Annotated in this window: 19 protein-coding genes; 14 read left to right on the forward strand and 5 right to left on the reverse strand. The window is 74.2% G+C overall.

The window, feature by feature from the left end; translation table 11 throughout:
* The first annotated feature begins 120 nt into the window (after positions 1 to 120).
* On the forward strand, positions 121 to 480 hold the full coding sequence (locus AB0G08_RS14360) for a YciI family protein (RefSeq protein ID WP_358087246.1): 360 nt from the start codon (positions 121 to 123) through the stop codon (positions 478 to 480).
* Positions 481 to 492: 12 nt separating this feature from the next.
* Here the strand turns inward: AB0G08_RS14360 and AB0G08_RS14365 are convergent, their stop codons facing one another.
* Entirely contained in the window at positions 493 to 933 is a 441-nt protein-coding gene (locus AB0G08_RS14365; protein ID WP_358087248.1) for a cytidine deaminase, read from the reverse strand.
* A 168-nt stretch (positions 934 to 1,101) separates the two neighbouring features.
* On the opposite strand from AB0G08_RS14365, the gene hrpA reads away from it, so the two are divergent.
* Positions 1,102 to 5,136 carry an ATP-dependent RNA helicase HrpA gene (gene hrpA, locus AB0G08_RS14370; RefSeq protein ID WP_358087250.1) on the forward strand — a complete coding sequence of 1,345 codons (4,035 nt, stop codon included), beginning with the start codon at positions 1,102 to 1,104 and terminating at the stop codon, positions 5,134 to 5,136.
* Between the two features lie 108 nt (positions 5,137 to 5,244).
* Here hrpA and AB0G08_RS14375 read toward each other — a convergent pair whose 3' ends face one another.
* Positions 5,245 to 6,564 (reverse strand): FAD-dependent monooxygenase, encoded by a 1,320-nt coding sequence (locus tag AB0G08_RS14375; protein ID WP_358087252.1) that lies wholly within the window; start codon positions 6,562 to 6,564, stop codon positions 5,245 to 5,247.
* A 95-nt stretch (positions 6,565 to 6,659) separates the two neighbouring features.
* The gene (locus AB0G08_RS14380) at positions 6,660 to 7,589 is read right to left on the reverse strand and encodes a LysR family transcriptional regulator (RefSeq protein WP_358087254.1); all 930 of its coding nucleotides are present in this window, start codon (positions 7,587 to 7,589) and stop codon (positions 6,660 to 6,662) included.
* Positions 7,590 to 7,624: 35 nt separating this feature from the next.
* On the opposite strand from AB0G08_RS14380, the gene AB0G08_RS14385 reads away from it, so the two are divergent.
* The 7 genes from AB0G08_RS14385 (at position 7,625) to AB0G08_RS14415 (ending at position 16,258) form a co-directional block, all read left to right on the forward strand.
* On the forward strand, positions 7,625 to 8,356 hold the full coding sequence (locus tag AB0G08_RS14385; protein ID WP_358087256.1) for a succinate dehydrogenase cytochrome b subunit: 732 nt from the start codon (positions 7,625 to 7,627) through the stop codon (positions 8,354 to 8,356).
* A gap of 1 nt (position 8,357) precedes the next feature.
* Complete coding sequence (locus tag AB0G08_RS14390) at positions 8,358 to 10,295, forward strand: fumarate reductase/succinate dehydrogenase flavoprotein subunit (RefSeq protein ID WP_358087258.1); 1,938 nt, start codon at positions 8,358 to 8,360, stop codon at positions 10,293 to 10,295.
* Positions 10,292 to 11,056, forward strand: coding sequence for a succinate dehydrogenase/fumarate reductase iron-sulfur subunit (locus AB0G08_RS14395; RefSeq protein WP_121395570.1), 765 nt, complete (start codon positions 10,292 to 10,294; stop codon positions 11,054 to 11,056). The genes AB0G08_RS14390 and AB0G08_RS14395 overlap by 4 nt, the downstream gene beginning before the upstream one ends.
* A gap of 729 nt (positions 11,057 to 11,785) precedes the next feature.
* The gene (locus tag AB0G08_RS14400) at positions 11,786 to 12,970 is read left to right on the forward strand and encodes a zinc-dependent alcohol dehydrogenase (protein ID WP_358087260.1); all 1,185 of its coding nucleotides are present in this window, start codon (positions 11,786 to 11,788) and stop codon (positions 12,968 to 12,970) included.
* Entirely contained in the window at positions 12,967 to 13,914 is a 948-nt protein-coding gene (locus AB0G08_RS14405) for an SDR family NAD(P)-dependent oxidoreductase (RefSeq protein WP_358087262.1), read from the forward strand. Before AB0G08_RS14400 ends, AB0G08_RS14405 begins: the two co-directional genes overlap by 4 nt.
* Before the next feature lie 74 nt (positions 13,915 to 13,988).
* Positions 13,989 to 15,002 (forward strand): serine hydrolase, encoded by a 1,014-nt coding sequence (locus AB0G08_RS14410; RefSeq protein ID WP_358087264.1) that lies wholly within the window; start codon positions 13,989 to 13,991, stop codon positions 15,000 to 15,002.
* Positions 15,003 to 15,112: 110 nt separating this feature from the next.
* Positions 15,113 to 16,258 (forward strand): MBL fold metallo-hydrolase, encoded by a 1,146-nt coding sequence (locus tag AB0G08_RS14415; protein WP_358087266.1) that lies wholly within the window; start codon positions 15,113 to 15,115, stop codon positions 16,256 to 16,258.
* Between the two features lie 29 nt (positions 16,259 to 16,287).
* On the opposite strand, the gene dgt is transcribed toward AB0G08_RS14415, so the two are convergent.
* Positions 16,288 to 17,799, reverse strand: a complete 1,512-nt coding sequence (dgt, locus tag AB0G08_RS14420) for a dGTP triphosphohydrolase (RefSeq protein ID WP_358087268.1) — start codon at positions 17,797 to 17,799, stop codon at positions 16,288 to 16,290.
* 180 nt (positions 17,800 to 17,979) lie between these two features.
* Between dgt and AB0G08_RS14425 the strand changes: the two genes are divergently transcribed.
* Together AB0G08_RS14425 and AB0G08_RS14430 are read left to right on the forward strand one after the other, a co-directional pair.
* A complete protein-coding gene (locus AB0G08_RS14425; RefSeq protein ID WP_358087269.1) occupies positions 17,980 to 20,502 on the forward strand; it encodes a Tex family protein in 2,523 nt (840 codons plus the stop codon).
* 69 nt (positions 20,503 to 20,571) lie between these two features.
* A complete protein-coding gene (locus tag AB0G08_RS14430) occupies positions 20,572 to 21,075 on the forward strand; it encodes a hypothetical protein (protein WP_358087271.1) in 504 nt (167 codons plus the stop codon).
* 6 nt (positions 21,076 to 21,081) lie between these two features.
* Here AB0G08_RS14430 and AB0G08_RS14435 read toward each other — a convergent pair whose 3' ends face one another.
* Positions 21,082 to 22,041: a DUF389 domain-containing protein gene (locus tag AB0G08_RS14435; protein ID WP_358087272.1), complete on the reverse strand. Its 960-nt coding sequence runs from the start codon at positions 22,039 to 22,041 to the stop codon at positions 21,082 to 21,084.
* Between the two features lie 230 nt (positions 22,042 to 22,271).
* On the opposite strand from AB0G08_RS14435, the gene AB0G08_RS14440 reads away from it, so the two are divergent.
* The 3 genes from AB0G08_RS14440 to AB0G08_RS14450 are packed head-to-tail and all read left to right on the forward strand — an operon-like array spanning position 22,272 to position 24,753.
* Positions 22,272 to 22,967 carry a sugar transferase gene (locus tag AB0G08_RS14440; protein ID WP_358087274.1) on the forward strand — a complete coding sequence of 232 codons (696 nt, stop codon included), beginning with the start codon at positions 22,272 to 22,274 and terminating at the stop codon, positions 22,965 to 22,967.
* Complete coding sequence (locus tag AB0G08_RS14445; RefSeq protein WP_358087276.1) at positions 22,964 to 24,112, forward strand: aminotransferase class I/II-fold pyridoxal phosphate-dependent enzyme; 1,149 nt, start codon at positions 22,964 to 22,966, stop codon at positions 24,110 to 24,112. The genes AB0G08_RS14440 and AB0G08_RS14445 overlap by 4 nt, the downstream gene beginning before the upstream one ends.
* Positions 24,109 to 24,753, forward strand: a complete 645-nt coding sequence (locus tag AB0G08_RS14450; protein WP_358087278.1) for an acetyltransferase — start codon at positions 24,109 to 24,111, stop codon at positions 24,751 to 24,753. Before AB0G08_RS14445 ends, AB0G08_RS14450 begins: the two co-directional genes overlap by 4 nt.
* Positions 24,754 to 24,879 lie beyond the last annotated feature (126 nt).

Raw genomic sequence — 24,879 nt, forward strand, 5'->3', positions numbered from 1 at the left:
ACCGTAGCCGAACGCCCTGGCCGGGCCTAACTCGCGGTCGTCGATCCGGGCGGCGCTGACCAGGGCGGACAGCGCCGGATCCGGGCGGCGCGGGGCCCCGGCCGGCCTAGGGTGTGGGGCATGCGATTCGACCAGCACACCGTGGTGCTCCTGGTCCGGCCGGCGGACGCGCCGGAACTGCCGCTGGACGCGGCCGACCGGTTGCAGGACGCCCACCTGGCCCACCAGGCGGGGCTGGTGGAGCAGGGGCTCGTCCTGGCCGCGGGCCCGTTCGTCGACGCCGACGACGAGCGGGTGCGCGGGTTCGTCGTGCTCTCCGTCTCCCCGCAGGAGGCCCGCGAGCTGTACCGGAACGACCCGGCCGTGCGGGCCGGGCGGCTGGGCGTGCGGGTGATGAGCTGGATGGTGCCGGAGGGCAACGTGCGCTTCGAGAACGTGCCGATGCCCCGGTCGATCCTGGAGGCCGCCGCCGGCGACTGACGGCCCGGGGCGTCAGTCGGCCGGTCGGGGCGTGGGCAGCGGGCCGGTCGGCCCGTCGAGCTGCTGGTCGGCCCAGACGTAGGTCTCCGGCAGCAGCTCGGCGACGTGCACCACGCGCAGCGCGTCCATCGGCCCGACGATGACCCGGACCGTGGGGAAGTAGTCGCGCAGCACCTGCCGGCAGCGCCCGCAGGGCGGGATCACCCCGCGCCCCCGGTCGCCCACGGCGACGATCGTCTCCAGCTCGGTGACGCCCTGGGTGGCGGCGGCGCCCACCGCGACCACCTCGGCGCAGGGGCCGCCGGTGAAGTGGTAGACGTTGACCCCGGTGAACACCCGGCCGTCGGTGGTCCGCGCGGCGGCGGCGACCGTGTGGTTCTCGCTGCGGCAGCGCAGCTTGGCGACCGCCGTGGCGGCCTGCACCAGGGCCCGGTCGGTGTCGCGCATCGTCATCCCATCCCCCGTGGCCAAGGTCGGTCGGCGCCCCACTCTAGACCGGTCGCCCGGCCCCGCGCTGGCCCGTCGCGCGACGGCCGACGGGGTCGAGCGGGTCGGTGCGGCGGAGGCCCGGCGGTAACCCGGGGGCGGTCCGGCCGTCGGCTGCCTATCCTTGGCGACGACATGCAGAATCCAGCCGCACCCGCCGCGACCGACCCCGTCCGCGAGCTGCACCGCCGCCTCCGTCCCCTCATGTTCCGCGACCAGCGCCGCCTGCAACGGCGGCTGGACGGGGTACGCAGGCTGCGCGATCCGCAGCGCCGGGAGTCGGCGCTCGGCGAGATCGCCGCCGACGTGGCGCGGGCCGAGGCGGTGCTCGAGAACCGGCGCGCCGCCGTGCCGGTGGTCACCTATCCGGCCCAGCTGCCGGTGAGCGAACGCAAGGACGACATCGCCGCCGCGATCCGCGACCACCAGGTGGTGATCGTGGCCGGCGAGACCGGCTCCGGGAAGACCACCCAGCTGCCGAAGATTTGCCTGGAGCTGGGGCGCGGGATCACCGGCCTGATCGGGCACACCCAGCCGCGCCGGCTGGCCGCGCGTACGGTGGCGGACCGGATCGCCGAGGAGCTCGGCACCGAGCTGGGCGACGTGGTGGGCTACAAGGTGCGCTTCAGCGACCAGGTGAGCGACCGCAGCCTGGTCAAGCTGATGACCGACGGCATCCTGCTCGCCGAGCTGCAGACCGACCGGATGCTGCGCCAGTACGACACGCTGATCATCGACGAGGCGCACGAGCGCAGCCTCAACATCGACTTCATCCTCGGCTACCTGCGCCAGCTCCTCCCCCGCCGCCCCGACCTCAAGGTGATCATCACCTCGGCGACCATCGAGACCGAGCGCTTCGCCCGGCACTTCGCGGGGCCACCCACCGCCGAGGAGCCCGACGGCGTCCCGGCGCCCGTGGTCGAGGTCTCCGGTCGCACGTACCCGGTCGAGGTGCGCTACCGGCCCCTGGTCGAGGTGGCCGAGGGCGAGGACGACGGGGAGGACGAGGAGAACGTCCGGGACCAGGTCCAGGCCATCGGCGACGCCGTCGAGGAGCTGGCCGCCGAGGGGCCCGGCGACGTGCTGGTCTTCCTCAGCGGCGAGCGGGAGATCCGCGACACCGCGGACGCGCTGGCCAAGCTGGTGGAGAAGAAGCCGGCGCTGCGCGGCACCGAGATCCTGCCGCTGTACGCCCGGCTCTCCACCGCCGAGCAGCACCGGGTCTTCGCCCCGCACGCCGGGCGCCGGGTGGTGCTCGCGACCAACGTCGCGGAGACCTCGCTCACCGTGCCCGGCATCAAGTACGTGGTGGACCCGGGCACGGCCCGCATCTCCCGCTACAGCAGCCGGCTCAAGGTGCAGCGGCTGCCGATCGAGCCGGTCTCGCAGGCGTCGGCCAACCAGCGCAAGGGGCGCTGCGGGCGCACCTCGGACGGCATCTGCATCCGCCTCTACGACGAGCAGGACTTCCTGTCCCGCCCGGAGTTCACCGACCCGGAGATCCTGCGCACCAACCTCGCCTCGGTCATCCTCCAGATGACCTCCATCGGGCTCGGCGACATCGCCGCTTTCCCGTTCATCGACCCGCCGGACCGGCGCAACGTCGCCGACGGCGTCAACCTGCTGCACGAGCTCGGCGCGCTGGACCCGGCCGAGGCCGACCCGGCGAAGCGGCTCACCCCGCTGGGCCGGCGGCTGGCGCAGCTCCCCGTCGACCCGCGGCTGGCCCGGATGGTCGTCGAGGGCGAGCGCAACGGCTGCGCCACCGAGGTGATGGTGATCGCCGCCGCGCTGTCGATCCAGGACCCCCGGGAACGGCCCGCCGAGAAGCAGGCCCAGGCCGACCAGGCGCACGCCCGGTTCACCGACCGCGAGTCGGACTTCGTGTCGCTGCTGAACCTGTGGCGGCACCTGCGCGAGCAGCAGCGCGAGCTCTCCTCCAGCGCGTTCCGCCGGATGTGCAAGGCCGAATACCTCAACTACCTGCGGGTACGCGAGTGGCAGGACATCGTCAGCCAGTTGCGCCAGGTGTTGCGTACCCCCGAAGAAGGGCGACCGGCGCGCGACGGCGACGGCGGCGGCCGGCGCCGGGGCGGCGCGGACCTGCCGGAGGAGATCGACACCCCGAAGGTGCACCAGTCGCTGCTGGCCGGCCTGCTGTCCCACGTCGGGCTCAAGGACGCGCAGAAGCACGAGTACCTGGGCGCACGGGGCGCGAAGTTCGCGCTCTTCCCGGGCTCGGCGCTGTTCAAGAAGCCCCCGCGCTGGGTGATGGCGGCCGAGCTGGTGGAGACCTCCCGCCTCTGGGGCCGGGTGGCCGGCCGGGTCGAGCCCGAGTGGGTCGAGCCGCTGGCCCAGCACCTGGTCAAGCGCAGCTACAGCGAGCCGCACTGGGAGAAGAAGCAGGCGGCCGTGATGGCCTACGAGAAGGTGACCCTCTACGGCGTCCCGCTGGTCACCTCCCGGAAGGTCAACTTCGGCCGGATCGACCCGGCGCTGTCCCGGGAGCTGTTCATCCGGCACGCCCTCGTCGAGGGCGACTGGCAGACCCACCACCGGTTCTGGGCCGACAACCAGCGGCTGCTGGCCGAGATCGAGGAGCTGGAGCACCGGGCCCGCCGCCGGGACATCCTCGTCGACGACCAGACCGTCTTCGACTTCTACGACGCGCGCGTCCCCGCCGACGTGGTCTCCGGCCGGCACTTCGACGCCTGGTGGAAGAAGACCCGCCGGGAGCAGCCCGACCTGCTCACCTTCACCCGGGAGCTGCTGGTCAACGCCGGCCGGGTCGGGGTGGACGAGGCCGACTACCCCGACGAGTGGTCCGCCGACGGGGTGACCCTGCCGCTGACCTACCGGTTCGAGCCGGGCACCCCGACCGACGGCGTGACCGTCGACATCCCGCTGCCCCTGCTCAACCAGGTGCCGGCGGAGAGCTTCGACTGGCAGGTGCCCGGGCTGCGCGAGGAGCTCGTCGTCGCGCTCATCCGCTCGCTGCCCAAGGCGGTGCGCCGCAACTTCGTCCCGGTGCCGGACTACGCCCGCGCGGCGCTGGCCGCGATGCCCGCCGGCGAGGAGCCGCTGCTGGACGCGCTGACCCGGCAGCTGCGCCGGATGACCGGCGTCACCGTGCCCCGCGACGCGTGGGAGCCGGAGAAGCTGCCGCCGCACCTGCGGGTCCGCTTCCGGGTGCTCGACGAGGAGAACAAGCCGGTCGCCGAGGGCAAGGACCTGCCGGCCCTGCAACGCCAGCTCAAGGCGGAGGTACGCCAGGTCGTGGCCGCTGCCGCCCCGGACGTCGCCCGGACGGGCCTCCGCACGTGGAGCATCGACGATCTTCCTCGCACCATCGAGCAGGTCCGCGCCGGCTACGCCGTGACCGCGTACCCGGCCCTGGTCGACGAGGGCGACACGGTCGGGGTGAAGGTCTTCGACTCGCCGGCCGAGCAGGAGGCCGCCCACTGGGCGGGCACGCGGCGGCTGCTGCGCCTGACCGTGCCGTCGCCGGCGAAGTTCCTCCAGGGGCGGCTGAGCAACGAGGCGAAGCTGGCGCTGAGCCGCAACCCGCACGGCGGCGTGCAGGAGCTGATCTCCGACGCGGCCGGGGCGGCGATCGACAAGCTGATCGGCGACGCGGGCGGGCCGGCCTGGGACACCGAGGGCTTCGCCGCCCTGCGGGAGAAGGTCCGGGCCGACCTGGTCGACACCGTGGTCGAGATCATGGACCGCGTCCGCCGGGTGCTCGCCGCCGCGTACGCGGTGGAGCAGCGGCTCGGCGCCACGAGGAACCTGGCGGTGGTGGCCGCGCTGGCCGACATCCGGGCCCAGCTCAACGGCCTCGTGCACAAGGGGTTCGTCACCGAGACCGGGTACGCGCGCCTGCCCGACCTGCTGCGCTACCTCACCGCGATCGAGCGGCGGCTGGACCGGCTGCCGGGCAACCCGCAGCGCGACAAGCAGCAGCAGGACCGGGTCGCGGTGGTGCAGAAGGAGTACCAGGAGATGCTCGCCGCGCTGCCGCCGAGCCGCCGGCAGTCGACGGCCGTCCGGCAGATCCGCTGGATGATCGAGGAGCTGCGGGTGAACGTCTTCGCCCAGGCGCTGGGCACCCCGTACCCGGTGTCGGAGCAGCGCATCTACCGGGCGATGGACGAGGCCGAGGGCAGGTAGGGCGCCCCGCCCGCCCCGGCCGGGCGCCGCTGCGGGTCGGGGCGCCGCCGCGGATCAGGGCGCCGCCGCGGATCAGGGCGCCGCCGCGGATCAGGGCGCCGCCGCGGATCAGGGCGCCGCCGCGGACCCGCGCAGCACCCGGAGCAGCACCGGCGGGGAGAGCAGCCGCGTCGGCGGGTCGACGAGGTTCACCACCCGCAGGAACGCCGCGCCCAGCGCCGGGTCCCGGGTCGCCGCCGCGTGCAGCCGGCCCACGTACGCGTTGACCAGGCGCACCCGCGGCGAGCGTCGACCGGGCACCTCGGGGAAGCGCAGGTCGGTGCCGACCGCGATGGACCACGGCCCGTCGATCAGCCGGGCCGCGCCCCGGAAGAAGCGTCGGGCGAGCCGGTCGGACGACCGCCGGAGCAGTCGGCGCAGCAGCAGCGCCTCCAGCGCGGCCACCGTCATGCCCTGCCCGTAGACCGGGTTGAAGCTGCACACGGCGTCGGCCACCACCAGGTAGCCGGCCGGGAAGCGACGCAGCCGCTCGTAGCGCCGCCGCACGCTGGCCGGGAACTTCATCGTCGCCGGAGGGCTCTCGGGCCGCGCCGTACGCAGCAGGTCGGCGATCTGCGGGGCGGCGAGGGTCTCGGCGAAGGCGGCCATCCCCTCGTCGTCGGCCGGCGGCTCCTCGCCCAGCATGCCGCTGAGCGCCACCGCGAACCGGCCCTGCTCCTGCACGGCGACGATGCCGCCCCGGGGCTGGCCGGGCACGGCGTTGGTGAGCGCCCCGAGCAGTCCCTCCAGGTGGTGCGGCTCCCGCCGGTAGGTGCGGGTGAGGTAGGTGACGCCGACCTTGACCCGCTCCTCCGGCGCAGGCCGGTAGCCCAGCTCGGCCAGCCACACGGGGCTGCGGGTGCCCCGGCCGCCGGCGTCGACGACGAGGTCGGCCGCGACGGTGGTCGGCTCCCCGTCGCGGGGGCGCAGCCGCACGCCGGTGACCCGCCCGCGGTCGGCGGTGGTGGTGAGGCCCTCCGCCTCGCAGCCCGACACGATCCGCACCCCGGGCAGGGCGGCCACCCGCTCCCGGACGACCTGTTCCAGCAGCGGCCGGCTGACCCCGAGGGCGACCAGCGGGGAGGGCGCGCGCCGCATCCGGTGGCCGTTGTTGTACCAGTGGACCTGCTCGTGCAGGTCGACCGTGGGCACGCCGCGCGCGGTCAGCTCCGCCGAGATCCCGGGCAGCAGTTCCTCGAACGCCTGCCGGCCCCGGGTCAGCAGGACGTGCAACTGCCGCCCCTGCGGTACGCCCCGGCGGCTGTCCGCCCGCTCGGGCAGCAGGTCCCGGTCCACGACCGTGACCTGCTCGTACGCCTCGGTGAGTGCGCGGGCGGTCAGCAGGCCGCCCATGCTGGCGCCGATCACCACGGCGCTGCCTGCTGCCATGTGGGCAGCGTAGGCGCGCCGGCGGAGGCTGGTCGTCTTCCGTCGTGCGCACCTGGCGCGGGGCGGGGTGGGACCGCGCGGGCCCGCCGGCGGCCTCAGAGCGGCTCGACGCCCGGCGGCAGGTCCCCGTCTCCGGTGGCGTCGCGGACGTACTCCAGCAGTATCCGGCGCAGCTCCCGGCCGGCGTGGGTGGGCACGACGTCGCGGCGCCGGGCGACCGCGATGGTCCGTCGGACGCCGGGCGGGGCCAGCCGGGTGACGCGTACGCCCGGCCGGCGGGCCACCACGATGCCGGGGACCAGCGCGACGCCCAGCCCGGCCTCGACGAAGCTCAGCACCGCGTCCATCTCGCCGCCGTCGACGGCGATGGTCGGCTCGAAGCCGGCCTCCCGGCAGGCCTGGATGGTGGCGTCGCGCAGGTCGTAGCCCTCCCGGAACATCACCATCGGCTGGTCGCGCAGGTCGGTGACGCGCAGCTGGCCGGTCTCCGGGGCCACCGACAGCTCCTCGACCGAGGCGACCACGAGGCTCTCCCGCAGGATGGGGTCGGCGCGCAGCCCGGGGTCGGTGCCCTGGGCCGGCATGATGATCAGGGCCAGGTCGAGGTCGCCGCGGAGCAGGCCGCGGACCAGGTCCTGCGAGCCGCTCTCCTCCACCCTCAGGTCGATCGTGGGATGGGCGTCGCGGAACCGGCGCAGCACCGGCGGGGCGAGCGAGGTGGCGAGGCTGGGGGTGGCGCCGAGCCGGACCCGGCCGCGCCGCAGGCCGACCAGTTCCTGCACCTCGCGGGTCGCGGTGTCGACGTCGGCCAGGATCCGCTTGGCCAGCGGCAGCAGCACCTCACCGGCCGCCGTGAGGGCGATGTTGCCCCTTACCCGCTCGAACAACGGGGCGCCGAGGCCGTCCTCGAGGGCGTGAATTTGCTTACTCAAGGACGGCTGGGTGATGCCGACGATGTCGGCGGCTTGGGTGAAATGTCGTACTTCCGCCACAGCCACGAAGTACTTCAGCTGATGGAGCTGCATCTACATAGCCTATAGCTATCAAGACTGCGAGGTCGATGCATTGGACGACTGAATCAAGTGCTCCTAGCGTCGATCGCGTGGTAGTCACGAGAACTCGGTCGCCCATCCGCTCCAGCGTCGGCCTCAAGGCCGTCATGGCGGTGACGGGCATCATCCTGGTGTCATTCCTGATCGCGCACATGCTCGGCAACCTGAAGATCTTCACGGGGGCGACCTCGTTCGACCACTACGCGCACTGGCTGCGCGAGATCGGCGCCCCGCTGCTGCCGGGCGTGTGGTTCCTGTGGATCATGCGGATCGGCCTGGTGGTGGCGGCAGTCGGGCACATCTGGGCCGCGACCGCCCTCGCCGTGCGCGCCCGCGCCGCCCGCCCGGTGCAGTACGCGCACCGCAAGAAGGTGCAGGGCAGCTACGCGGCCCGCACGATGCGCTGGGGTGGCGTGATCATCCTGCTCTTCGTGATCTACCACCTGCTGGACCTCACCACCGGCACGCTGAACCCCGTCGGCGACCCCGGCCGGCCGTACGCCAACGTGGTGGCCGACTTCGCCCCGGAGCGCTGGTACGTGACGCTCTTCTACACCCTGGCGATCGTCACCCTCGGCTTCCACCTGCGGCACGGCCTGTACAGCGCGCTGCGCAGCCTCGGCCAGCAGAGCCCGCGCGGCGAGCGGCGGGCCCGGGCCGTGGCCCTCGGCTTCTCCGTCGCGCTCTGCGTCGGCTACCTGGTGGTCCCGTTCGCCGTACTCACCGGATTGGTGTCCTGACATGGATCTCTACACCGAGGGCGACCCGATCGCCGACACCAAGGCTCCCGACGGCCCGATCGAGACCCGCTGGGAACGCCGCCGCTTCGAGGCCAAGCTGGTCAACCCGGCCAACCGCCGCAAGATGACCGTGATCGTGGTCGGCACCGGCCTGGCCGGCGGCTCGGCCGCCGCCACGCTGGGCGAGCAGGGTTACCGGGTCAAGAGCTACTGCTACCAGGACAGCCCGCGCCGGGCGCACTCCATCGCCGCGCAGGGCGGCATCAACGCCGCCAAGAACTACCGCAACGACGGTGACTCGGTGCACCGGCTCTTCTACGACACCGTCAAGGGCGGCGACTTCCGCTCGCGGGAGTCGAACGTGCACCGGCTGGCCGAGGTCTCGGTCAACATCATCGACCAGTGCGTCGCGCAGGGCGTCCCGTTCGCCCGCGAGTACGGCGGCCTGCTGGACACCCGCTCCTTCGGCGGCGCGCAGGTGCAGCGCACCTTCTACGCCCGGGGCCAGACGGGCCAGCAGCTGCTGCTCGGCGCGTACCAGGCGCTGGAGCGGCAGATCGGCCTCGGCAACGTGGAGATGAACGCCCGGCACGAGATGCTGGAGCTCATCGTCGTCGACGGCAAGGCCCGCGGCATCGTGGTCCGGGACATGGTCACCGGCGAGATCACCACCGAGTTCGCGGACGCGGTCGTGCTCGCCTCCGGCGGCTACGGCAACGTCTTCTACCTCTCCACCAACGCCAAGGGCTGCAACGTCACCGCCACCTGGCGGGCCCACCGCAAGGGCGCGTACTTCGCCAACCCCTGCTACACGCAGATCCACCCGACCTGCATCCCGGTCTCCGGCGACCACCAGTCGAAGCTGACCCTGATGAGCGAGTCGCTGCGCAACGACGGCCGGGTCTGGGTGCCCAAGGCCAAGGGTGACACCCGCAGCCCCAAGGACATCGGCGAGGACGAGCGGGACTACTACCTGGAGCGGATCTACCCCTCCTTCGGCAACCTGGTCCCCCGCGACATCGCCTCCCGCGCCGCGAAGAACGTCTGCGACGAGGGCCGCGGCGTCGGCCCGGGCGGCCTCGGCGTCTACCTGGACTTCTCCGACGCGATCGACCGGCTCGGCCGCAAGGCCATCGAGGCCAAGTACGGCAACCTCTTCGAGATGTACGAGCGGATCACCGGCGAGGACCCGTACGAGGTGCCGATGCGGATCTACCCCGCCGTGCACTACACGATGGGCGGCCTCTGGGTCGACTACGACCTCCAGTCGTCCATCCCGGGTCTCTTCGTGATCGGCGAGGCGAACTTCTCCGACCACGGCGCGAACCGGCTCGGCGCCTCGGCGCTGATGCAGGGCCTGGCCGACGGCTACTTCGTGCTGCCGAACACCATCGCCCACTACCTGGCGTCCGGCCCGTTCGAGAAGGTCGACGCCACGCACCCGGCGGCCGTGCAGGCCCGCGCGGACGTCGAGGACCGGATCCAGCGGCTGCTGGCCGTCAACGGCGACCGGACCGTGGACTCGTTCCACCGCGAGCTGGGCCAGATCATGTGGGAGCACTGCGGCATGGAGCGCAGCGAGGCCGGGCTGCGCAAGGCGATCGACGAGATCCGCGCCCTGCGCGAGCAGTTCTGGCAGCGCGTCCGGGTGCCGGGCAACGGCGAGGGGCTCAACCAGTCGCTGGAGAAGGCCGGCCGGGTGGCCGACTTCTTCGAGCTGGCGGAGCTGATGTGCATCGACGCCCTGCACCGCGAGGAGTCCTGCGGCGGTCACTTCCGGGCCGAGCACCAGACGCCCGACGGTGAGGCGGAGCGCGACGACAACCGCTTCGCGTACGTGGCGGCCTGGGAGTTCACCGCCACCGGCGAGCCCGCGGTGCTGCACAAGGAAGACCTGAACTTCGAATACGTCCACCCCACGCAGCGGAGCTACAAGTGAACCTGACCCTGCGCATCTGGCGCCAGTCCGGCCCCGAGGACAAGGGTCGGATGGTGACCTACAAGGTCGACGACGTCTCCCCGGACATGTCCTTCCTGGAGATGCTCGACGTACTCAACGAGCGGCTGATCCTCGCCGGCGAGGAGCCGGTGGCGTTCGACCACGACTGCCGCGAGGGCATCTGCGGCATGTGCGGCCTGATGATCAACGGCGACGCGCACGGGCCGCAGCGCGGCACCACCGCCTGCCAGCTGCACATGCGGCAGTTCTCCGACGGCGACACGATCGACATCGAGCCGTGGCGGGCCCGCGCCTTCCCGGTCATCAAGGACCTGGTGGTCAACCGGGGCGCCTTCGACAAGATCATCGCGGCCGGCGGCTACATCACCGCGCCGACCGGCAGCGCCCCCGAGGCGCACTCGACCCCGGTCGCCAAGGCCAACGCGGACGCCGCCTTCGAGGCGGCGGAGTGCATCGGCTGCGGTGCCTGCGTGGCGGCCTGCCCGAACGGCTCCGCCATGCTCTTCACCGCCGCGAAGGTCACCCAGCTCTCGCTGCTGCCGCAGGGCCAGCCGGAGCGCTACACCCGGGTGATCGGCATGGTCGACGCGCACGACGAGGCCGGCTTCGGCGGCTGCACCAACGCCGGTGAGTGCACCGTGGTCTGCCCCAAGGGCATCCCGCTGAACACCATCGGCCGGCTCAACCGCGACTTCCTGATGGCCACCTCGAAGCGGGGCGACAACACCCCCGGTTCCTGACGACCGGACCGGACGGGCGGGCCGCCACACCCCTGCGGGTGCGGCGGCCCGCCCGCTTCCGGTACGGGACCCGTCGGCCGGCCTGCCGGTTCCACCGCCGCCGGCGGGGCCGGGTCGGGACCCCTCGACGGTCCCTGCCGGTTCCACCGCCGCGGGCGTGGCAGGTCGGGACCCCTCGACGGTCCCTGTCGAGCTGCCCCGTCCATGGGACCGCCGCCCATCCACCCAACCGTCCACCCGCCCGCCCCGCAACGCGACCACCCACCCGCGCGACGACCGCCAGCACGCCGGGCAGCTCGGTGACATGACCACCCACCCGGCCGGCCATGCGACCGCCAGCACGCCGGGCAGCTCGGTGACATGACCACCCACCCGGCCGGCCATGCGACCGGCAGCACGCCGGGCAGCTCGGCGACGGACGCACCGCCGGCCCCACCGCACCGCCGGCCCACCCCCCACCGCACGGGCTGCCCCACCGCACGGGGCAGCTCGACAGCGTCCACGCGATAACCCGGCCCACCCGGGCAGAACCGAAACCACAGACCCCGCGGGCCGGACGAATCGGGGAACGGCCGGGCCGGACGGAGGGGGAACGGCCGGGCCGGACGGAGGGGGAACGGCCGGGCCGGACGGAGGGGAGACGGCCGGGACCGGTCGTCCGGTGGCGGCCGGTTCAAGTCGGCACGGGCGGGTAGCACTCCTGGGAGCCGGCAGGAGGGACGACGGGACATGAAGGCGCTGACCTGGCAGGGCAAGCGGGACGTACGGGTCGAGGAGGTGCCCGATCCGCGGATCGAGGAGCCGACGGACGCCGTCGTCCGGATCACCTCGACCGCGATCTGCGGCTCCGACCTGCACCTGTACGAGGTGCTCGGGCCGTACCTGAAGCCCGGCGACGTCCTCGGCCACGAGCCCATGGGCATCGTCGAGGAGGTGGGCCCGGGGGTGACCCGGCTCAAGCCGGGCGACCGGGTGGTGGTGCCGTTCAACATCTCCTGCGGCTCCTGCTGGATGTGCGACCGGCAGCTGTACGCGCAGTGCGAGACCACCCAGGTCACCGCCCAGGGCAAGGGCGCCGCGCTGTTCGGCTACACCTCGCTCTACGGCTCGGTGCCCGGTGGGCAAGCGGAGTACCTGCGGGTGCCGCACGCCCAGTTCGGCCCGATCAAGGTTCCCGACGGCGGGCCCGACGAGCGTTGGCTCTACCTGTCCGACATCCTGCCGACCGCCTGGCAGGCGGTGAAGTACGCCGACACCCCGCGCGGCGGCACCCTCGCCGTCTTCGGGCTCGGGCCGGTCGGCCAGTTCTGCGCCCGCATCGGCCGGCACCTCGGCGCGGACCGGGTCATCGGGCTCGACCTGGTGCCGGAGCGGTTGGCGATGGCCCGCCGGCACGGCATCGAGGTGCTCGACGTCAGCGAGCTGGACGACGTGCCCGGCGCGCTGATCGACCTCGTCGACGGGCGCGGCCCCGACGCGGTCATCGACGCGGTGGGCATGGAGGCCCACGGCGCGCCCCTCGGCAAGCTCGCCCAGACCGCCGCCGGGCTGCTGCCCGACAAGCTCGCCCAGACCATGACCGACAAGGTGGGTGTCGACCGGCTGGTCGTGCTCAAGGCCGCGCTCAAGGCCGTCCGCCGGGGCGGCACCGTCTCCGTCTCCGGCGTCTACGGCGGCGAGGTCGACCCGATGCCCCTGATGGAGATGTTCGACCGGGGCGTCCAGCTGCGGATGGGGCAGTGCCACGTGCGCCGCTGGACGGACGAGATCATCCCGCTGCTCTCCGGCGACGACGACCCGCTGGGCGTGGCGGACCTGCGTACCCACCGGGTGCCGCTGTCGGAGGCGCCGCAGGCGTACGAGATGTTCCAGAAGAAGGAGGACGGCTGCGTCAAGGTCGTGCTCGCGCCGTGACCCGGACGGTGGTCGTGACCGGCGCGACCAGCGGGATCGGCCGGGCGGCGGCCCGGGCCTTCGCGGAACGCGGAGACCGCCTGGTGCTCGCCGCCCGCTCCCCCGTCGACCTCGCCGCGGTGTGCGACGAGTGCCGGGCCGCGGGCGCGCAGGTGCTCCAGGTGCCGACCGACGTCACCGCCGACGGCGCGCTGGCGGCGCTCGCCGACGCGACCCTCGACCGGTTCGGCAGCCTCGACGTCTGGGTGCACACGGCGGCCGTGATGGCGTACGGCCGGTTCGAGGAGACCCCGGAGCGGGTCTTCGAGCAGGTGGTACGCACCGACCTGCTCGCCGCCGCCGCGGTGGCCCGGGTGGCGCTGCGCCGCTTCCGGGCGGACGGCGGGGGAACGCTGATCCTCACCGGGTCGGTGCTGGGGCACATCACGGCGCCGTACATGAGCGGCTACGTGGCGAGCAAGTGGGGGTTGCAGGGGCTGACCCGCACGTTGCAGCAGGAGGCCCGGGAGACGCCGGGCGTGCACGTCTGCATCGTCAACCCGGGCAGTGTGGACACCCCGGTCTACCAGCGGGCCGCGAACTACCTCGGCCTGATCGGCCGGCCCCCGCCGCCGGTCACCACGCCGGAGCGGGTGGCGCGGGCCATCGTGGACTGCGCCGACAAGCCCCGCCGGGAGGTGTCGGTGGGCCGGGTCAACACGGTCATGCGGGTCGGCTTCACCGTGTTCCCCGGCGTCTACGACGCCCTCGTCGGGCCGTTGATGCGGCTGCTCGGGCTGACCGACCGGCCGGTCGCGCCGCACGACGGCGTGGTGTTCGCGCCGGATCCGACCGCCGCCGCGTCGGTGCGCGGCGGCTGGCTGCCCGACCTCGGGCGGGTGGCGCGGGCCGTCGGGGAGTTACCCGGCCCGGTCGCCGCGGCCCTCCGGCGCCGGCTGCGGTGAGCCCTTCGCGGGACCACCGGCGTCGATCGTTTCGCCTAGGGTGGTGGGCCGGCCCACCACGACGGGAGAGACGATTGACTATCCGGCTGAACCGCAGGACCGCGCTGGGACTGGGCACGGTGGCGACGGCGGGAACGGTGCTCGGCGCCGCCGCGCCGGCCGCCGCGGCCCCCGAGGTCGCCGAGCCGGCTCCGGCGACGCCCCAGCAGGCGGCCCGCCGGGTGGCCGAGAGCTACGCCCTCCAGACCGCGCGCGCCGGCGGGAACTGGCAGGCGTACGTCAGCGTCGCCGACCCGGCCGGCGCGCCGGTGGTGGCGGTGTCGGACGAGGCGGACCGGCGGATCGAGGCGTACAGCGTCAACAAGGTCGCGGTGGCCGTGGCGGTGCTCGACAAGGTCGACCGGGGGCTGCTGACGCTCGACCAGCGGGTCGAGGTGACCGCGGCGATCGTGGTGCCCGGCGGGGACGGGATGTTCAGCCTCGACGGGGCCTACCCGAGCTTCGTGACGCTCGGGCACGTGCTGGCCAACCTGCTGACCGTCTCCGACGACACGGCGGTGCGGCTGTGCGGCCTGGTCTGCCCGGCCGCCGAGCTCAACGAGATCCTGCGCGGCAAGGGCTTCCCCAACACGCAGGTGCAGCCGGTGGCCAATCCCAACCGGTTCTTCCTCGGCACCAGCACCCCGCGGGAGACCCACGACCTGCTGCGCGCGCTGGTGGGCGGCACGCTGCTCTCGCCGGCCGGCACGGCGTTCGTGCTGCGGCTGCTGCGCGCCCCCGTCGCGTACACCGACGGGGTCCGGCGGGTCATGTCCTCGGCCGAGCGGGCCCGGGTCGCCACGAAGGCGGGCTGGTACGCCGACGCCCGGCACGAGGCGGGGGTGATCTTCGACACGGCCGGCGCGCCCGTGCTGACGTACGCCCTCTTCGCCGACGGGCAGGCCGAGGCGGACGACTACGGCGCGACCCACCCCGCCGTCGAGGCCCGGGCCCGGATGGGTCGACGCTTCCTCGCCGCGGTCGACCGCCTCACCGGCACCGGCCTGACCCACCGGCCGACCGCGCAGCGGCCCAGCAACGGCGGCTGAGCCGCCCCTCGACGCGTGGGGCCCGCCGGCCCGGCAGGCCCCACCGACCTTCCGGCGCTCCCCTGGTGGCCGGGCTACCGTGGACGACGGGACACGGCGGAGGGACGACGATGGGCGCACCAGCGGAACGCGCGGGACTCGACGGGACGCTCGGGCGGCGGCTGCGCGGGGCGGCCGGGCTGGCCGCGCTGGCCGGGCTCGCGTGGGTGGCCCGGGACGTGCCGGCGGCGCTCGGCGGCCGGCTCACCGGCGCCCGCGCGGAGCGGGCCGCCCGCTCACCCCGGTTCCGCGACGGCACCTTCCACAACCCGGGCGGCACCCGTTCGATGGCCGGCGCCCCCGACCGCAGCCTGATCCGTGAGCTGATCTTCGGCAAGCAGAAGCGCCGGCCGAGCGCCGCCGTGCCGCTGCTGCGCCCGGGCACCACCCCGGCGACCGACGTCGGGCGTGAGCTGAACGTCGTCTGGTACGGCCACGCCTCCGCGCTGATCGAGATCGAGGGGCGCAAGGTGCTGCTCGACCCGGTGTGGAGCGACCGGTGCTCCCCGTCGACCCTGGTCGGCCCACGCCGCCTGCACGAGCCGCCGGTACGCCTCGACGAACTGCCCCCGGTGGACGCGATCCTGATCTCGCACGACCACTACGACCACCTCGACATGGCGACCGTGCAGGCGCTGCTGGGCAGCCAGTCGGCGCCGTTCCTGGTGCCGCTCGGGGTGGGCGCGCACCTGGACCGCTGGGGCGTACCGGCGGAGCGGATCGTCGAGCTGGACTGGTCGGAGAGCCACCGGGTGGCGGGGCTGGAGATCACGGCCACCGCCGCGCAGCACTTCTCCGGCCGGGGGCTGCGCCGCGACGGGACGCTCTGGAGCTCCTGGGTCGTCGCCGGCGCGCACCGGAAGGTCTTCTACACCGGCGACTCCGGCTACTTCGACGGCTACGCCGAGATCGGCGAGCGGCACGGGCCGTTCGACGTGACGCTGATGCAGATCGGGGCGTACGACCGGGCCTGGCCGAGCATCCACATGTTCCCCGAGGAGGCCGTCGCCGCCCACCTCGACCTGCGCGGCGGGCTGCTCGTGCCGGTGCACTGGGCGACGTTCAACCTGGCCCTGCACGACTGGTCCGAGCCGGTGGACCGGATCTGGGCCGAGGCGAAGGCCCGCGACGTCCGGCTGGCCGTGCCCCGCCCCGGGGAGCGGGTGGTGGTGGACGACCCGCCGGCCGTCGACGGCTGGTGGCAGGCGGTGGCCTGACCTGGGCGGACGTGCTGGCGGCGCCGCCCTCAGAGGACGAAGGCGTCGGTCCAGAGCGCCCCGGAGCGGCCCGACAGGGCGTCCAGCATGGCGACCGCCTGTCCGTCGGTGAGCTGGGCGACGAAGTCGACGATCGCCCGCCCGCGGGCCTTGCCGATCCGGTCCGGCGTACGCGGGTGCAGCTCCGCCTCGGCCAGCTCCACCAGGTCGTGCAGGCGGCGCGGCAGCCGGGACTCCTCCTCGGGGTCGAGCAGCCACTCCAGCAGCGCCTCCACCAGGGTGCCCAGCAGCCGGGCCTGCCCCCGCTGGTGCAGGGCCAGGTCGGGCCGGGCCAGCACGAACCGGTGGTGGACGAACTTGAGCACCTGCACCTCGTGCCACTGCGCCGGGGCGAGCAGCACGTGGCCGGACCGGACCGCCGGCTGCTCGACCACGGTGATCGCGTCGACGAAGCGGGTCGTCCAGCGCGCGGAGAACCGGGCCACGTACTGCTCCGCCTCGATCGAGCCGTCGAAGGGCATGGCCAGCAGCCCCTCCACCAGTTCCTCGCGGACGTGCTCGACGGCGGCGGCGAACGCCTCGTCGTCGGCGACCCAGGCGTCCTTGCGGTGCAGTTGCCGGCGCAGCCGCTCGATCGCCGAGCCGGGCCGGCGGGCGGCGGCGGCCAGGGCCGCGTCGGTGATGGCCCGGAAGTGCCCGCTCTCGCGCTGCCAGGCCATCAGCTCGGCGGCCACCGCGCCCTGCTGGAGCACCCCCACCCGATAGAAGTCCTCCACGTCGTGGATCGCGTACGCGACGTCGTCGGCCGTGTCCATCACCGACGCCTCGACGGTCTGCTGCCAGTCCGGGATCCGCCCCACGAAGGGCTCCCGGGCCTGCCGCAGGTCGTCCACCTCGGTCCGGTACGCCCCGAACTTCGACGAGCCGCTGTCCGGGTCGTCCGGCGGCGGGGTGGCGCCACGCGGCGGCGGGTCGAGCAGCCGGGGGTGCGGGTCGGGATGGTCCAGCCGCGTCCACGGGTACTTCAGCAGCGCCGCCCGCACCGCCGCCGTGAGGTCCAGGCCGGTGGTCGCCGCGCCGCGGATCTCGGTGCTGGTGACGATCCGGTACGACTGGGCGTTGCCCTCGAAGCCGTCGGTCAGCCCGAGCCGCTGGCGGGCCAGCCGGTCCAGCACCCGCTCCCCCAGGTGCCCGAACGGCGGGTGGCCGAGGTCGTGCGCGAGCGCGGCCGCCTCCACCACGTCCGGGTCGCAGCCGCCCAGCTTCTCCAGCAGGTCGCGGTGCCGCTCGTCGGCGGTGAGCCGCTCGGCGATGGCGCGGGCCACCTGCGCCACCTTGAGGCTGTGCGTCAGCCGGTTGTGCACGAGCAGGCCGGAGCCGCCGGGGCTGACCACCTGGGTCACGCCGTTGAGCCGGGCGAAGAACGGCGAGGCCACGATGCGGTCGCGGTCGGCCCGGAACGGGCTGGCGGCCAGGTCGCCGAGCGCCCGGGCGCTGCCGCCGAAGAGCCGCCGGGCGCGCGGGTCCACGGGAGGTTCCATGATCGCCACGCTAGCGCAGCGCGGGCCGCGGCGCCGACGGTCACCGCCGGCACGCCGGGCCGGGGGCGGCAGCGGCGCCACGGGGCGAGATGCCGGCACGCCGGGCCGGGGGCGGCGACGGCCGTCGGTCCGGGCCGGCACAATGCAGGGCGGAACCCACACCGAAGGCGGATCGAGATCGTGACCCTCTCTGTTCATCAGCGGATCGCCGAGGAGCTCGGCGTCGCCGAGCGTCAGGTACGGGCGGCCGTGGAGCTGCTCGACGGCGGCGCGACCGTGCCGTTCATCGCCCGCTACCGCAAGGAGGCCACCGGCCTGCTCGACGACACCCAGCTGCGCACCCTGGAGGAGCGGCTGCGCTACCTGCGCGAGCTGGACGAGCGGCGCGCGGCGGTGCTGGAGTCGATCCGCGGTCAGGGCAAGCTCGACGAGGCCCTGGAAGCGCAGATCATGGCAGCCGACTCGAAGTCCCGCCTGGAGGACATCTACCTGCCCTACAAGCCCAAGCGCCGGACCCGGGCGCAGATCGCCCGCGAGGCCGGGCTGGAGCCGCTGGCCGGGTCGCTGCTGGCCGACCCGTCGCAGGATCCCCGGGAGGCCGCCGCCGGCTACGTGGACGCGGAGAAGGGCGTGGCCGATCCCGCCGCCGCCCTGGAGGGCGCCCGGGCCATCCTCATCGAGCGCTTCGCCGAGGACGCCGACCTGATCGGCACGCTGCGCGAGCAGATGTGGTCGCGGGGCCGGCTGGTCTCCCGCGTACGCGACGGGCAGGAGTCGGCCGGCGCCAAGTTCGCCGACTACTTCGACTTCGCCGAGCCGTACCCGAAGCTGCCCTCGCACCGGATCCTGGCCATGTTCCGGGGTGAGAAGGAGGGCGTGCTCGACCTGACCATGGAGTCCGAGGAGGCCGGCGAGGCCGACGCGGTGCCGACCGGGCCGAGCCGCTACGAGGCGGCGATCGCCGGGCGGTTCGGCATCACCGACAAGGGCCGGCCGGCGGACCGCTGGCTGGCCGACACGGTGCGCTGGGCCTGGCGCACCCGGATCCTCATCCACCTCGGGGCGGACCTGCGGATGCGCCTGTGGCAGGCCGCCGAGGAGGAGGCGGTGCGGGTCTTCGCCACCAATCTGCGGGACCTGCTGCTCGCCGCGCCGGCCGGCACCCGCCCCACGATGGGCCTGGACCCGGGCCTGCGTACCGGGGTGAAGGTCGCCGTCGTGGACGCCACCGGCAAGGTGGTCGCCACCGACACGATCTACCCCCACGAGCCGCGCCGGCAGTGGGACGCCTCGATCGAGACCCTCGCCCGGCTGGCCGGGGCGCACGGCGTCGAGCTGGTCGCCATCGGCAACGGCACCGCCAGCCGGGAGACCGACAAGCTCGCCGGCGAGCTGATCAAGCGGTACCCGCAGCTCAACCTCACCAAGGTGGTGGTCTCCGAGGCCGGTGCGTCGGTCTACTCCGCCTCCGCGTACGCCTCCCAGGAGCTGCCCGGGCTGGACGTCTCGCTGCGCGGCGCGGTCTCCATCGCCCGCCGCCTGCAGGACCCGCTCGCCGAGCTGGTCAAGATCGACCCGCGCTCGATCGGGGTCGGCCAGTACCAGCACGACCTGTCGGAGGTGAAGCTCTCCCGTTCGCTGGACGCGGTGGTCGAAGACTGCGTCAACGCGGTCGGCGTCGACGTCAACACCGCCTCCGCGCCGCTGCTGACCCGGGTCTCGGGCATCGGCGCCGGGCTGGCGGAGAACATCGTGCTGCACCGCGACGCGAACGGCCCGTTCCGCACCCGGGCGGAGCTGAAGAAGGTCGCCCGGCTCGGGCCGAAGGCCTTCGAGCAGTGCGCCGGCTTCCTGCGCATCCCCGGCGGCGACGACCCGCTGGACTCCTCCAGCGTGCACCCCGAGGCGTACCCGGTGGTCCGCCGGATCCTGTCCACCACGGGGCAGGACCTGCGGTCGCTGATCGGCAAGAGCACGATCCTGCGGGGTTTGCGGGCCACCGACTTCGTCGACGACACCTTCGGCCTGCCCACCGTCACCGACATCCTCGCCGAGCTGGAGAAGCCGGGCCGCGACCCGCGGCCGGAGTTCCGCACCGCCACCTTCGTCGAGGGGGTGGAGAAGATCGGCGACCTGGTGCCCGGCATGGTGCTGGAGGGCGTGGTGACCAATGTGGCCGCGTTCGGCGCGTTCGTGGACGTCGGCGTGCACCAGGACGGGCTCGTGCACGTCTCGGCCATGTCCCGGACGTTCGTCAAGGACCCGCGCGAGGTGGTCAAGTCCGGCGACGTGGTGCGGGTCAAGGTGCTGGACGTCGACGTGCCCCGCAAGCGGATCTCGCTCACCCTCCGGTTGGAGGACGACGCGGAGGCGGGCGCCGGGCGCGGCGGCCCGGACGGCGGGCGCCGCGAACGCGGCGGGCAGGGCGCGCAGGGCGGACCGCGCGGCGACCGGGGCGACTCGCGGGGCGGCCAGGGCGCCCAGGGTGGTGGGCGCGGCGGCCAGGGCCCTCAGCCGGGGCAGGGCGGCGGCGGGCGCGGCGGCCGAGGTGCCCAAAGCGGCGGCGGGCGCGGCGGTCAGGGCGGTCAGCCCGGGCAGGGCGGCGGGCGCGGCGGGGCGCAGCGGCAGGGCCGTGGCGCAGCGGGGCCCGCGCCGGCCAACGACGCCATGGCGGACGCGCTGCGCCGGGCCGGACTGGCCTGACACGTCAGGGCCCGTGGCGACCCGGAGCGGGCTGTCCGGTGGCGGGCGGCGGGGCGTACCGTCGCGGTCGTGGACGAGGGCGACGGCCTGGAGTGGCGGGAGCGGCAGCGGCGGGCCGTGCGGGCGCACGCGGCGGCCGACGAGCGGCGGCGGGCGGCCGAGCACGCCGAGGCGGCGGAGCTCGTCGCCTGGTTCGTCGCCGAGGCGACCCGGCGCGGGCTGCCCACGGAACGGCTCACGGCCCGGGGCCCCGACGGGCGCGGGAGCTACCGGACGGGGCTGCGCGGCTGGTACGTCGACCGGGCCCGCACCCGGGCCGTCGACGTCGACGGGCGGTTCCACCTGCTGACCGTGGCCGGCGGTCCGCGCGCCCGGCTGTTCGGGGCGGAGCCGCAGCCCAGCCCGCCGCCGCTCGTGGTCGGCGCGGGCGGCCGGGACGGCGAGTCGATCCCGCTGCGCACCCTGCTGTCGCGCCGGCTGGACGCGGGCGACGAGGCGTCCCGAGCGGGATCAGCGGACGGCCGGACGCCCCGATCGGGGTCTGGGCGGGGTCCGGGCGACGAGGCGCCCTGAGCGGGGTCAGCGGGCGGCGCCGCCCGGCCGGCGCGCACGGCGCCGCCGGCCGAGGTGCCACCACCAGGACTGCTGCACCAGCAGCGTGGCGAGGCCGGCGAGCACGATCGCGCAGAGGTTGATCACCAACTGGAGCGCCGAGCCGGACGCCTCGTGCCAGACCCCGTAGGCGACGGCGACGGCCACGTTCGCGGCGGCCGGCACGGTGGTCACCGAGATCAGCACTCCGACCAGGCTGCCGGACTTCTTCGAGGTCAGGGAGAGCATGCCGGCCACCCCGGCGAGCAGGCCGACCACCCAGGACAGCGCGTCCGGCCGCCAGATGAAGTCGGTCAGCGGGCGTTCGGCCTCCAGCATCCCGCGCTCGACCAGCCCGGCGGCGTCCAGCCCCCACGTGCTGAGGACGGTGACCACCATGGCGGCGAGGAAGCCGACCACCAGGGCCTGCACCGACCGGCCGATGACCGGCAGGTTGCGGCGCAGCAGCGCCACGCAGAGCGCCGCCAGGGGGCCGAACTCGGGGCCGACGACCATCGCGCCGACGATGAGGATCGGCTGGTCGAGCAGGACGCCGACGCCGGCGAGCATGGTGGCGACGGTGATCAGCACGAGGTAGGTGGCGGAGAGCTCCGTCTGCTCGCCGGTCTTGGCGGCGATCTCGTCCCAGACCACCGCGTCCGCCCCGCTGCCCGGCGCCTTCCGGGCCGCCCGGCCGGCCGCCGAGGAGATGGCCAGCTCGACGTCGTCGGCCGAGATGGCGCCGCGCTCCTCCACACCGAGCTGCCGCAGCCCGGCCAGCACGTTGTCGGCGCTCTCCCGGACCACGTCGCAGAGGATGAGGTCGCCCGCCGGCTGGCGGGCGGCGCCGGGGAGCACCGCCAGGTGGGTCACCCCGGGATCGGCGGCCAGCAGGTCCGCCACGGCCGAGGACTGGTCCGGCGGCGCGATCACCCTCAGATGCAGCAACGGCTCTCCCCCGCGTCGTCGACCGTCGAGCACTCTACTGCCGGCGCGGGCGCGTCGAGGGGCACGTCTTTCGGCACCGGGCCGCGTCCTGACCGGCCGTTGCGCGGTTGACCTGTCGGGATCGGCGTCGAGTGTCGCGATTTCGCGCTCCCGGCACGTTCATCCCTGTTAGAACGTGTTTGTCGTATGACGCCTGACTCTGCCTGGAGGTCGAGACCTTGCCTGGTTCCGTGAACACGCCGGGAAACCTCACGCAGCGGCCCCGACCGGAGACCCTCAAGCGGGCGATCGACGTGCTGGCGGCCGTGCTGCTGCTCGTACTGGCCGCGCCACTGATCCTCGTCGTGGCGGTGCTGGTGGCGGCGGGACTCGGCCGGCCGGTGCTGTTCCGGCAGCCGCGCGCGGGACGGCACGGCGAGGTGTTCGAGCTGGTCAAGTTCCGCACCATGCTCCCGCCGGATCCGCGGCGGGGCCGGGTGTCCGACGGGGACCGGCTGACGCCCCTGGGGCGGTTCCTGCGTTCCACCAGCCTGGACGAGTTGCCGACGCTGTGGAACGTGCTGCGCGGCGACATGAGCCTGGTCGGCCCCCGCCCCCTGCTGACCGAGTACCTGCCGCGCTACTCCCCCGCCCAGGCCCGCCGGCACGAGGTCAGGCCGGGCGTCACCGGGCTGGCCCAGGTGCGTGGGCGCAACAGCCTGGGCTGGGAGGAGAAGCTGGAGCTGGACGTCTGGTACGTCGACCACCGCAGCCTGTGGCTGGACCTGTCGATCCTCGCCGCGACCGTCCGCACCGTGCTGCACCGCGAGGGGATCTCCGCGGCGGGCTCGGCCACCGCGCCCGAGTTCCTCGGCACGCCCTCGCTCGTCCCGCCCGCCCCGGCACCGGAGGCTCCCCTGGCCGTGCCCGCCGGAGGTGGCCGATGAGCGGGACCATCCACCTGTCCCCGCCCGACGTCGGGCCGCTGGAGGAGTCGTACGTCGTCGCGGCCCTGCGGTCCGGTTGGGTCGCGCCCGTCGGGCCGGACCTCGACGCGTTCGAGCGCGAGGTCGCCACGCGAGTGGGCACCCGCGGGGCCGTCGCGGTGAGTTCCGGTACGGCCGCGCTGCACCTGGCCCTGCTCGGGGTGGGAGTCGGGCCGAGGGACGCCGTCATCGTGCCGACGCTGACGTTCGTGGCGACCGCGAACGCGGTCCGCTACGCGGGCGCCCGGCCGGTCTTCGTCGACTGCGACCCGCATTCCGGGAACCTCGACGTGGCCCTCGTGGACGAGCTGATCCGGACGCTCACCCTGCGGGGGCACCGCGTCGGCGCGGTCGTCCCCGTCGACCTCTTCGGCAGCTGCGCCGACCACACGGCGCTGGCCCCGGTCTGCGCGGCGGCGGGCGTGCCGGTCGTCGAGGACGCCGCGGAGGCCCTCGGCGCGACCCACCACGGCCGGCCGGCCGGCTCCTTCGGGCAGGTGGGCATCCTCTCCTTCAACGGCAACAAGATCATCACCACCTCGGGCGGCGGGATGCTCGTCTCCGACGACGCGGCCCTGCTCGCCCGGGCCCGGTTCCTGTCGACCCAGGCCCGCGAGCCAACGCCGCACTACGAGCACCGCGAGACGGGCTACAACTACCGGCTGAGCAACCTGCTCGCCGCGCTGGGCCGTGCCCAGCTCGTCCGGCTGGACGGGATGATCGCCCGGCGCCGGCACCTGCGCGACCAGTACGCGAAGCTCTTCGCCCCGGTCCCGGGCGTGCGGCTGCTCGGCGTGGAGGACCCCGGCTCCAACTGCTGGCTGACCACCATCGCGGTCGACCCGGAGCGGTCCGGCTGGCGGGCCGCCGACCTGGCCGCCCACCTGGCCGCGCGGGACATCGAGACCCGCCCGGTCTGGAAGCCGATGCACCTGCAACCGGCGTACGCCGACGCCGAGCGCCTCGTCACCGGGGTGGCCGAGCGGCTCTTCGCCGACGGGCTGGCCCTGCCCAGCGGCAGCGCCCTGAACGAGCGGCAGGTCGGCCTCGTCCTCACCGCCGTCGACGAGTTCCTCGCGGCCCGGACCGGAGCGTCGACGGCGTGACGGTCCCCCTGGTGGTCGTCGGCTGCGGCGGGCACGGCCGGGAGGTCCTCACGATCGCCCGGGCGATGGACGCCGCCGCCGGACGGCCGCGCTGGCGGCTGCTCGGGTTCGTCGACGACCGCCCCTCCGAGGAGAACCTGAAGCGGGTGCAGCGGCTCGACGTGCCCTATCTCGGCGGCGTCGCCTGGCTGCGTGACGCGCCCCCGGACGCGCACCACGTCATCGGCATCGGCGACCCGCGCGTGCGGCGGGCGGTCGCCGCCCGGGTCGACGCGTACGGCACGCCGGCGGCGAGCCTCGTGCATCCGGCGGCGACGATCGGGCCGGACGCGGTGCACGGCCCGGGCTTCGTCGCCTTCGCCGGGGCCCGCGTCACCACCAACGTCACGCTCGGCCGGCACGTGCACCTCAACCAGAACGCCACGGTCGGGCACGACTGCACCCTCGCCGACTTCGTGTCGGTCAACCCCCTGGCCGCCGTCTCCGGCGACTGCCAACTGGCGGAGGGGGTGCTGGTCGGAACGACGGCGGCCGTGTTGCAGGGCCTGCGGGTGGGCCGGGACAGCACCGTCGGGGCGGGCGCCTGTGTCGTCCGCGACGTGCCGGACGGCGTCGTCGTCAAGGGCGTGCCGGCCCGTTGACCCGACCCACCCTCGGCGCCACTGACGAAAATCGGTCATCAAACCTGAAAGGCTCCAAAGAGCACGTCCTGGCATGTATCAACTAAAGGAGCCCAAAGCTCCTTCCGCCCTGCGGCGGAAGCGGCC

Origin of the sequence: Micromonospora sp. NPDC023644 (genome assembly GCF_040640115.1) — a bacterium.
In the GTDB taxonomy this organism is placed as follows: domain Bacteria; phylum Actinomycetota; class Actinomycetes; order Mycobacteriales; family Micromonosporaceae; genus Micromonospora.

What these genes read in the sequence shown, in the direction of transcription:
- AB0G08_RS14360 (WP_358087246.1), top strand. Translation starts at nt 121, where the DNA reads ATGCGATTCGACCAGCACACCGTGGTGCTCCTGGTCCGGCCGGCGGAC.
- AB0G08_RS14365 (WP_358087248.1), bottom strand. Translation starts at nt 933, where the DNA reads ATGACGATGCGCGACACCGACCGGGCCCTGGTGCAGGCCGCCACGGCG.
- hrpA (WP_358087250.1), top strand. Translation starts at nt 1,102, where the DNA reads ATGCAGAATCCAGCCGCACCCGCCGCGACCGACCCCGTCCGCGAGCTG.
- AB0G08_RS14375 (WP_358087252.1), bottom strand. Translation starts at nt 6,564, where the DNA reads ATGGCAGCAGGCAGCGCCGTGGTGATCGGCGCCAGCATGGGCGGCCTG.
- AB0G08_RS14380 (WP_358087254.1), bottom strand. Translation starts at nt 7,589, where the DNA reads ATGCAGCTCCATCAGCTGAAGTACTTCGTGGCTGTGGCGGAAGTACGA.
- AB0G08_RS14385 (WP_358087256.1), top strand. Translation starts at nt 7,625, where the DNA reads ATGCATTGGACGACTGAATCAAGTGCTCCTAGCGTCGATCGCGTGGTA.
- AB0G08_RS14390 (WP_358087258.1), top strand. Translation starts at nt 8,358, where the DNA reads ATGGATCTCTACACCGAGGGCGACCCGATCGCCGACACCAAGGCTCCC.
- AB0G08_RS14400 (WP_358087260.1), top strand. Translation starts at nt 11,786, where the DNA reads ATGAAGGCGCTGACCTGGCAGGGCAAGCGGGACGTACGGGTCGAGGAG.
- AB0G08_RS14415 (WP_358087266.1), top strand. Translation starts at nt 15,113, where the DNA reads ATGGGCGCACCAGCGGAACGCGCGGGACTCGACGGGACGCTCGGGCGG.
- dgt (WP_358087268.1), bottom strand. Translation starts at nt 17,799, where the DNA reads ATGGAACCTCCCGTGGACCCGCGCGCCCGGCGGCTCTTCGGCGGCAGC.
- AB0G08_RS14445 (WP_358087276.1), top strand. Translation starts at nt 22,964, where the DNA reads ATGAGCGGGACCATCCACCTGTCCCCGCCCGACGTCGGGCCGCTGGAG.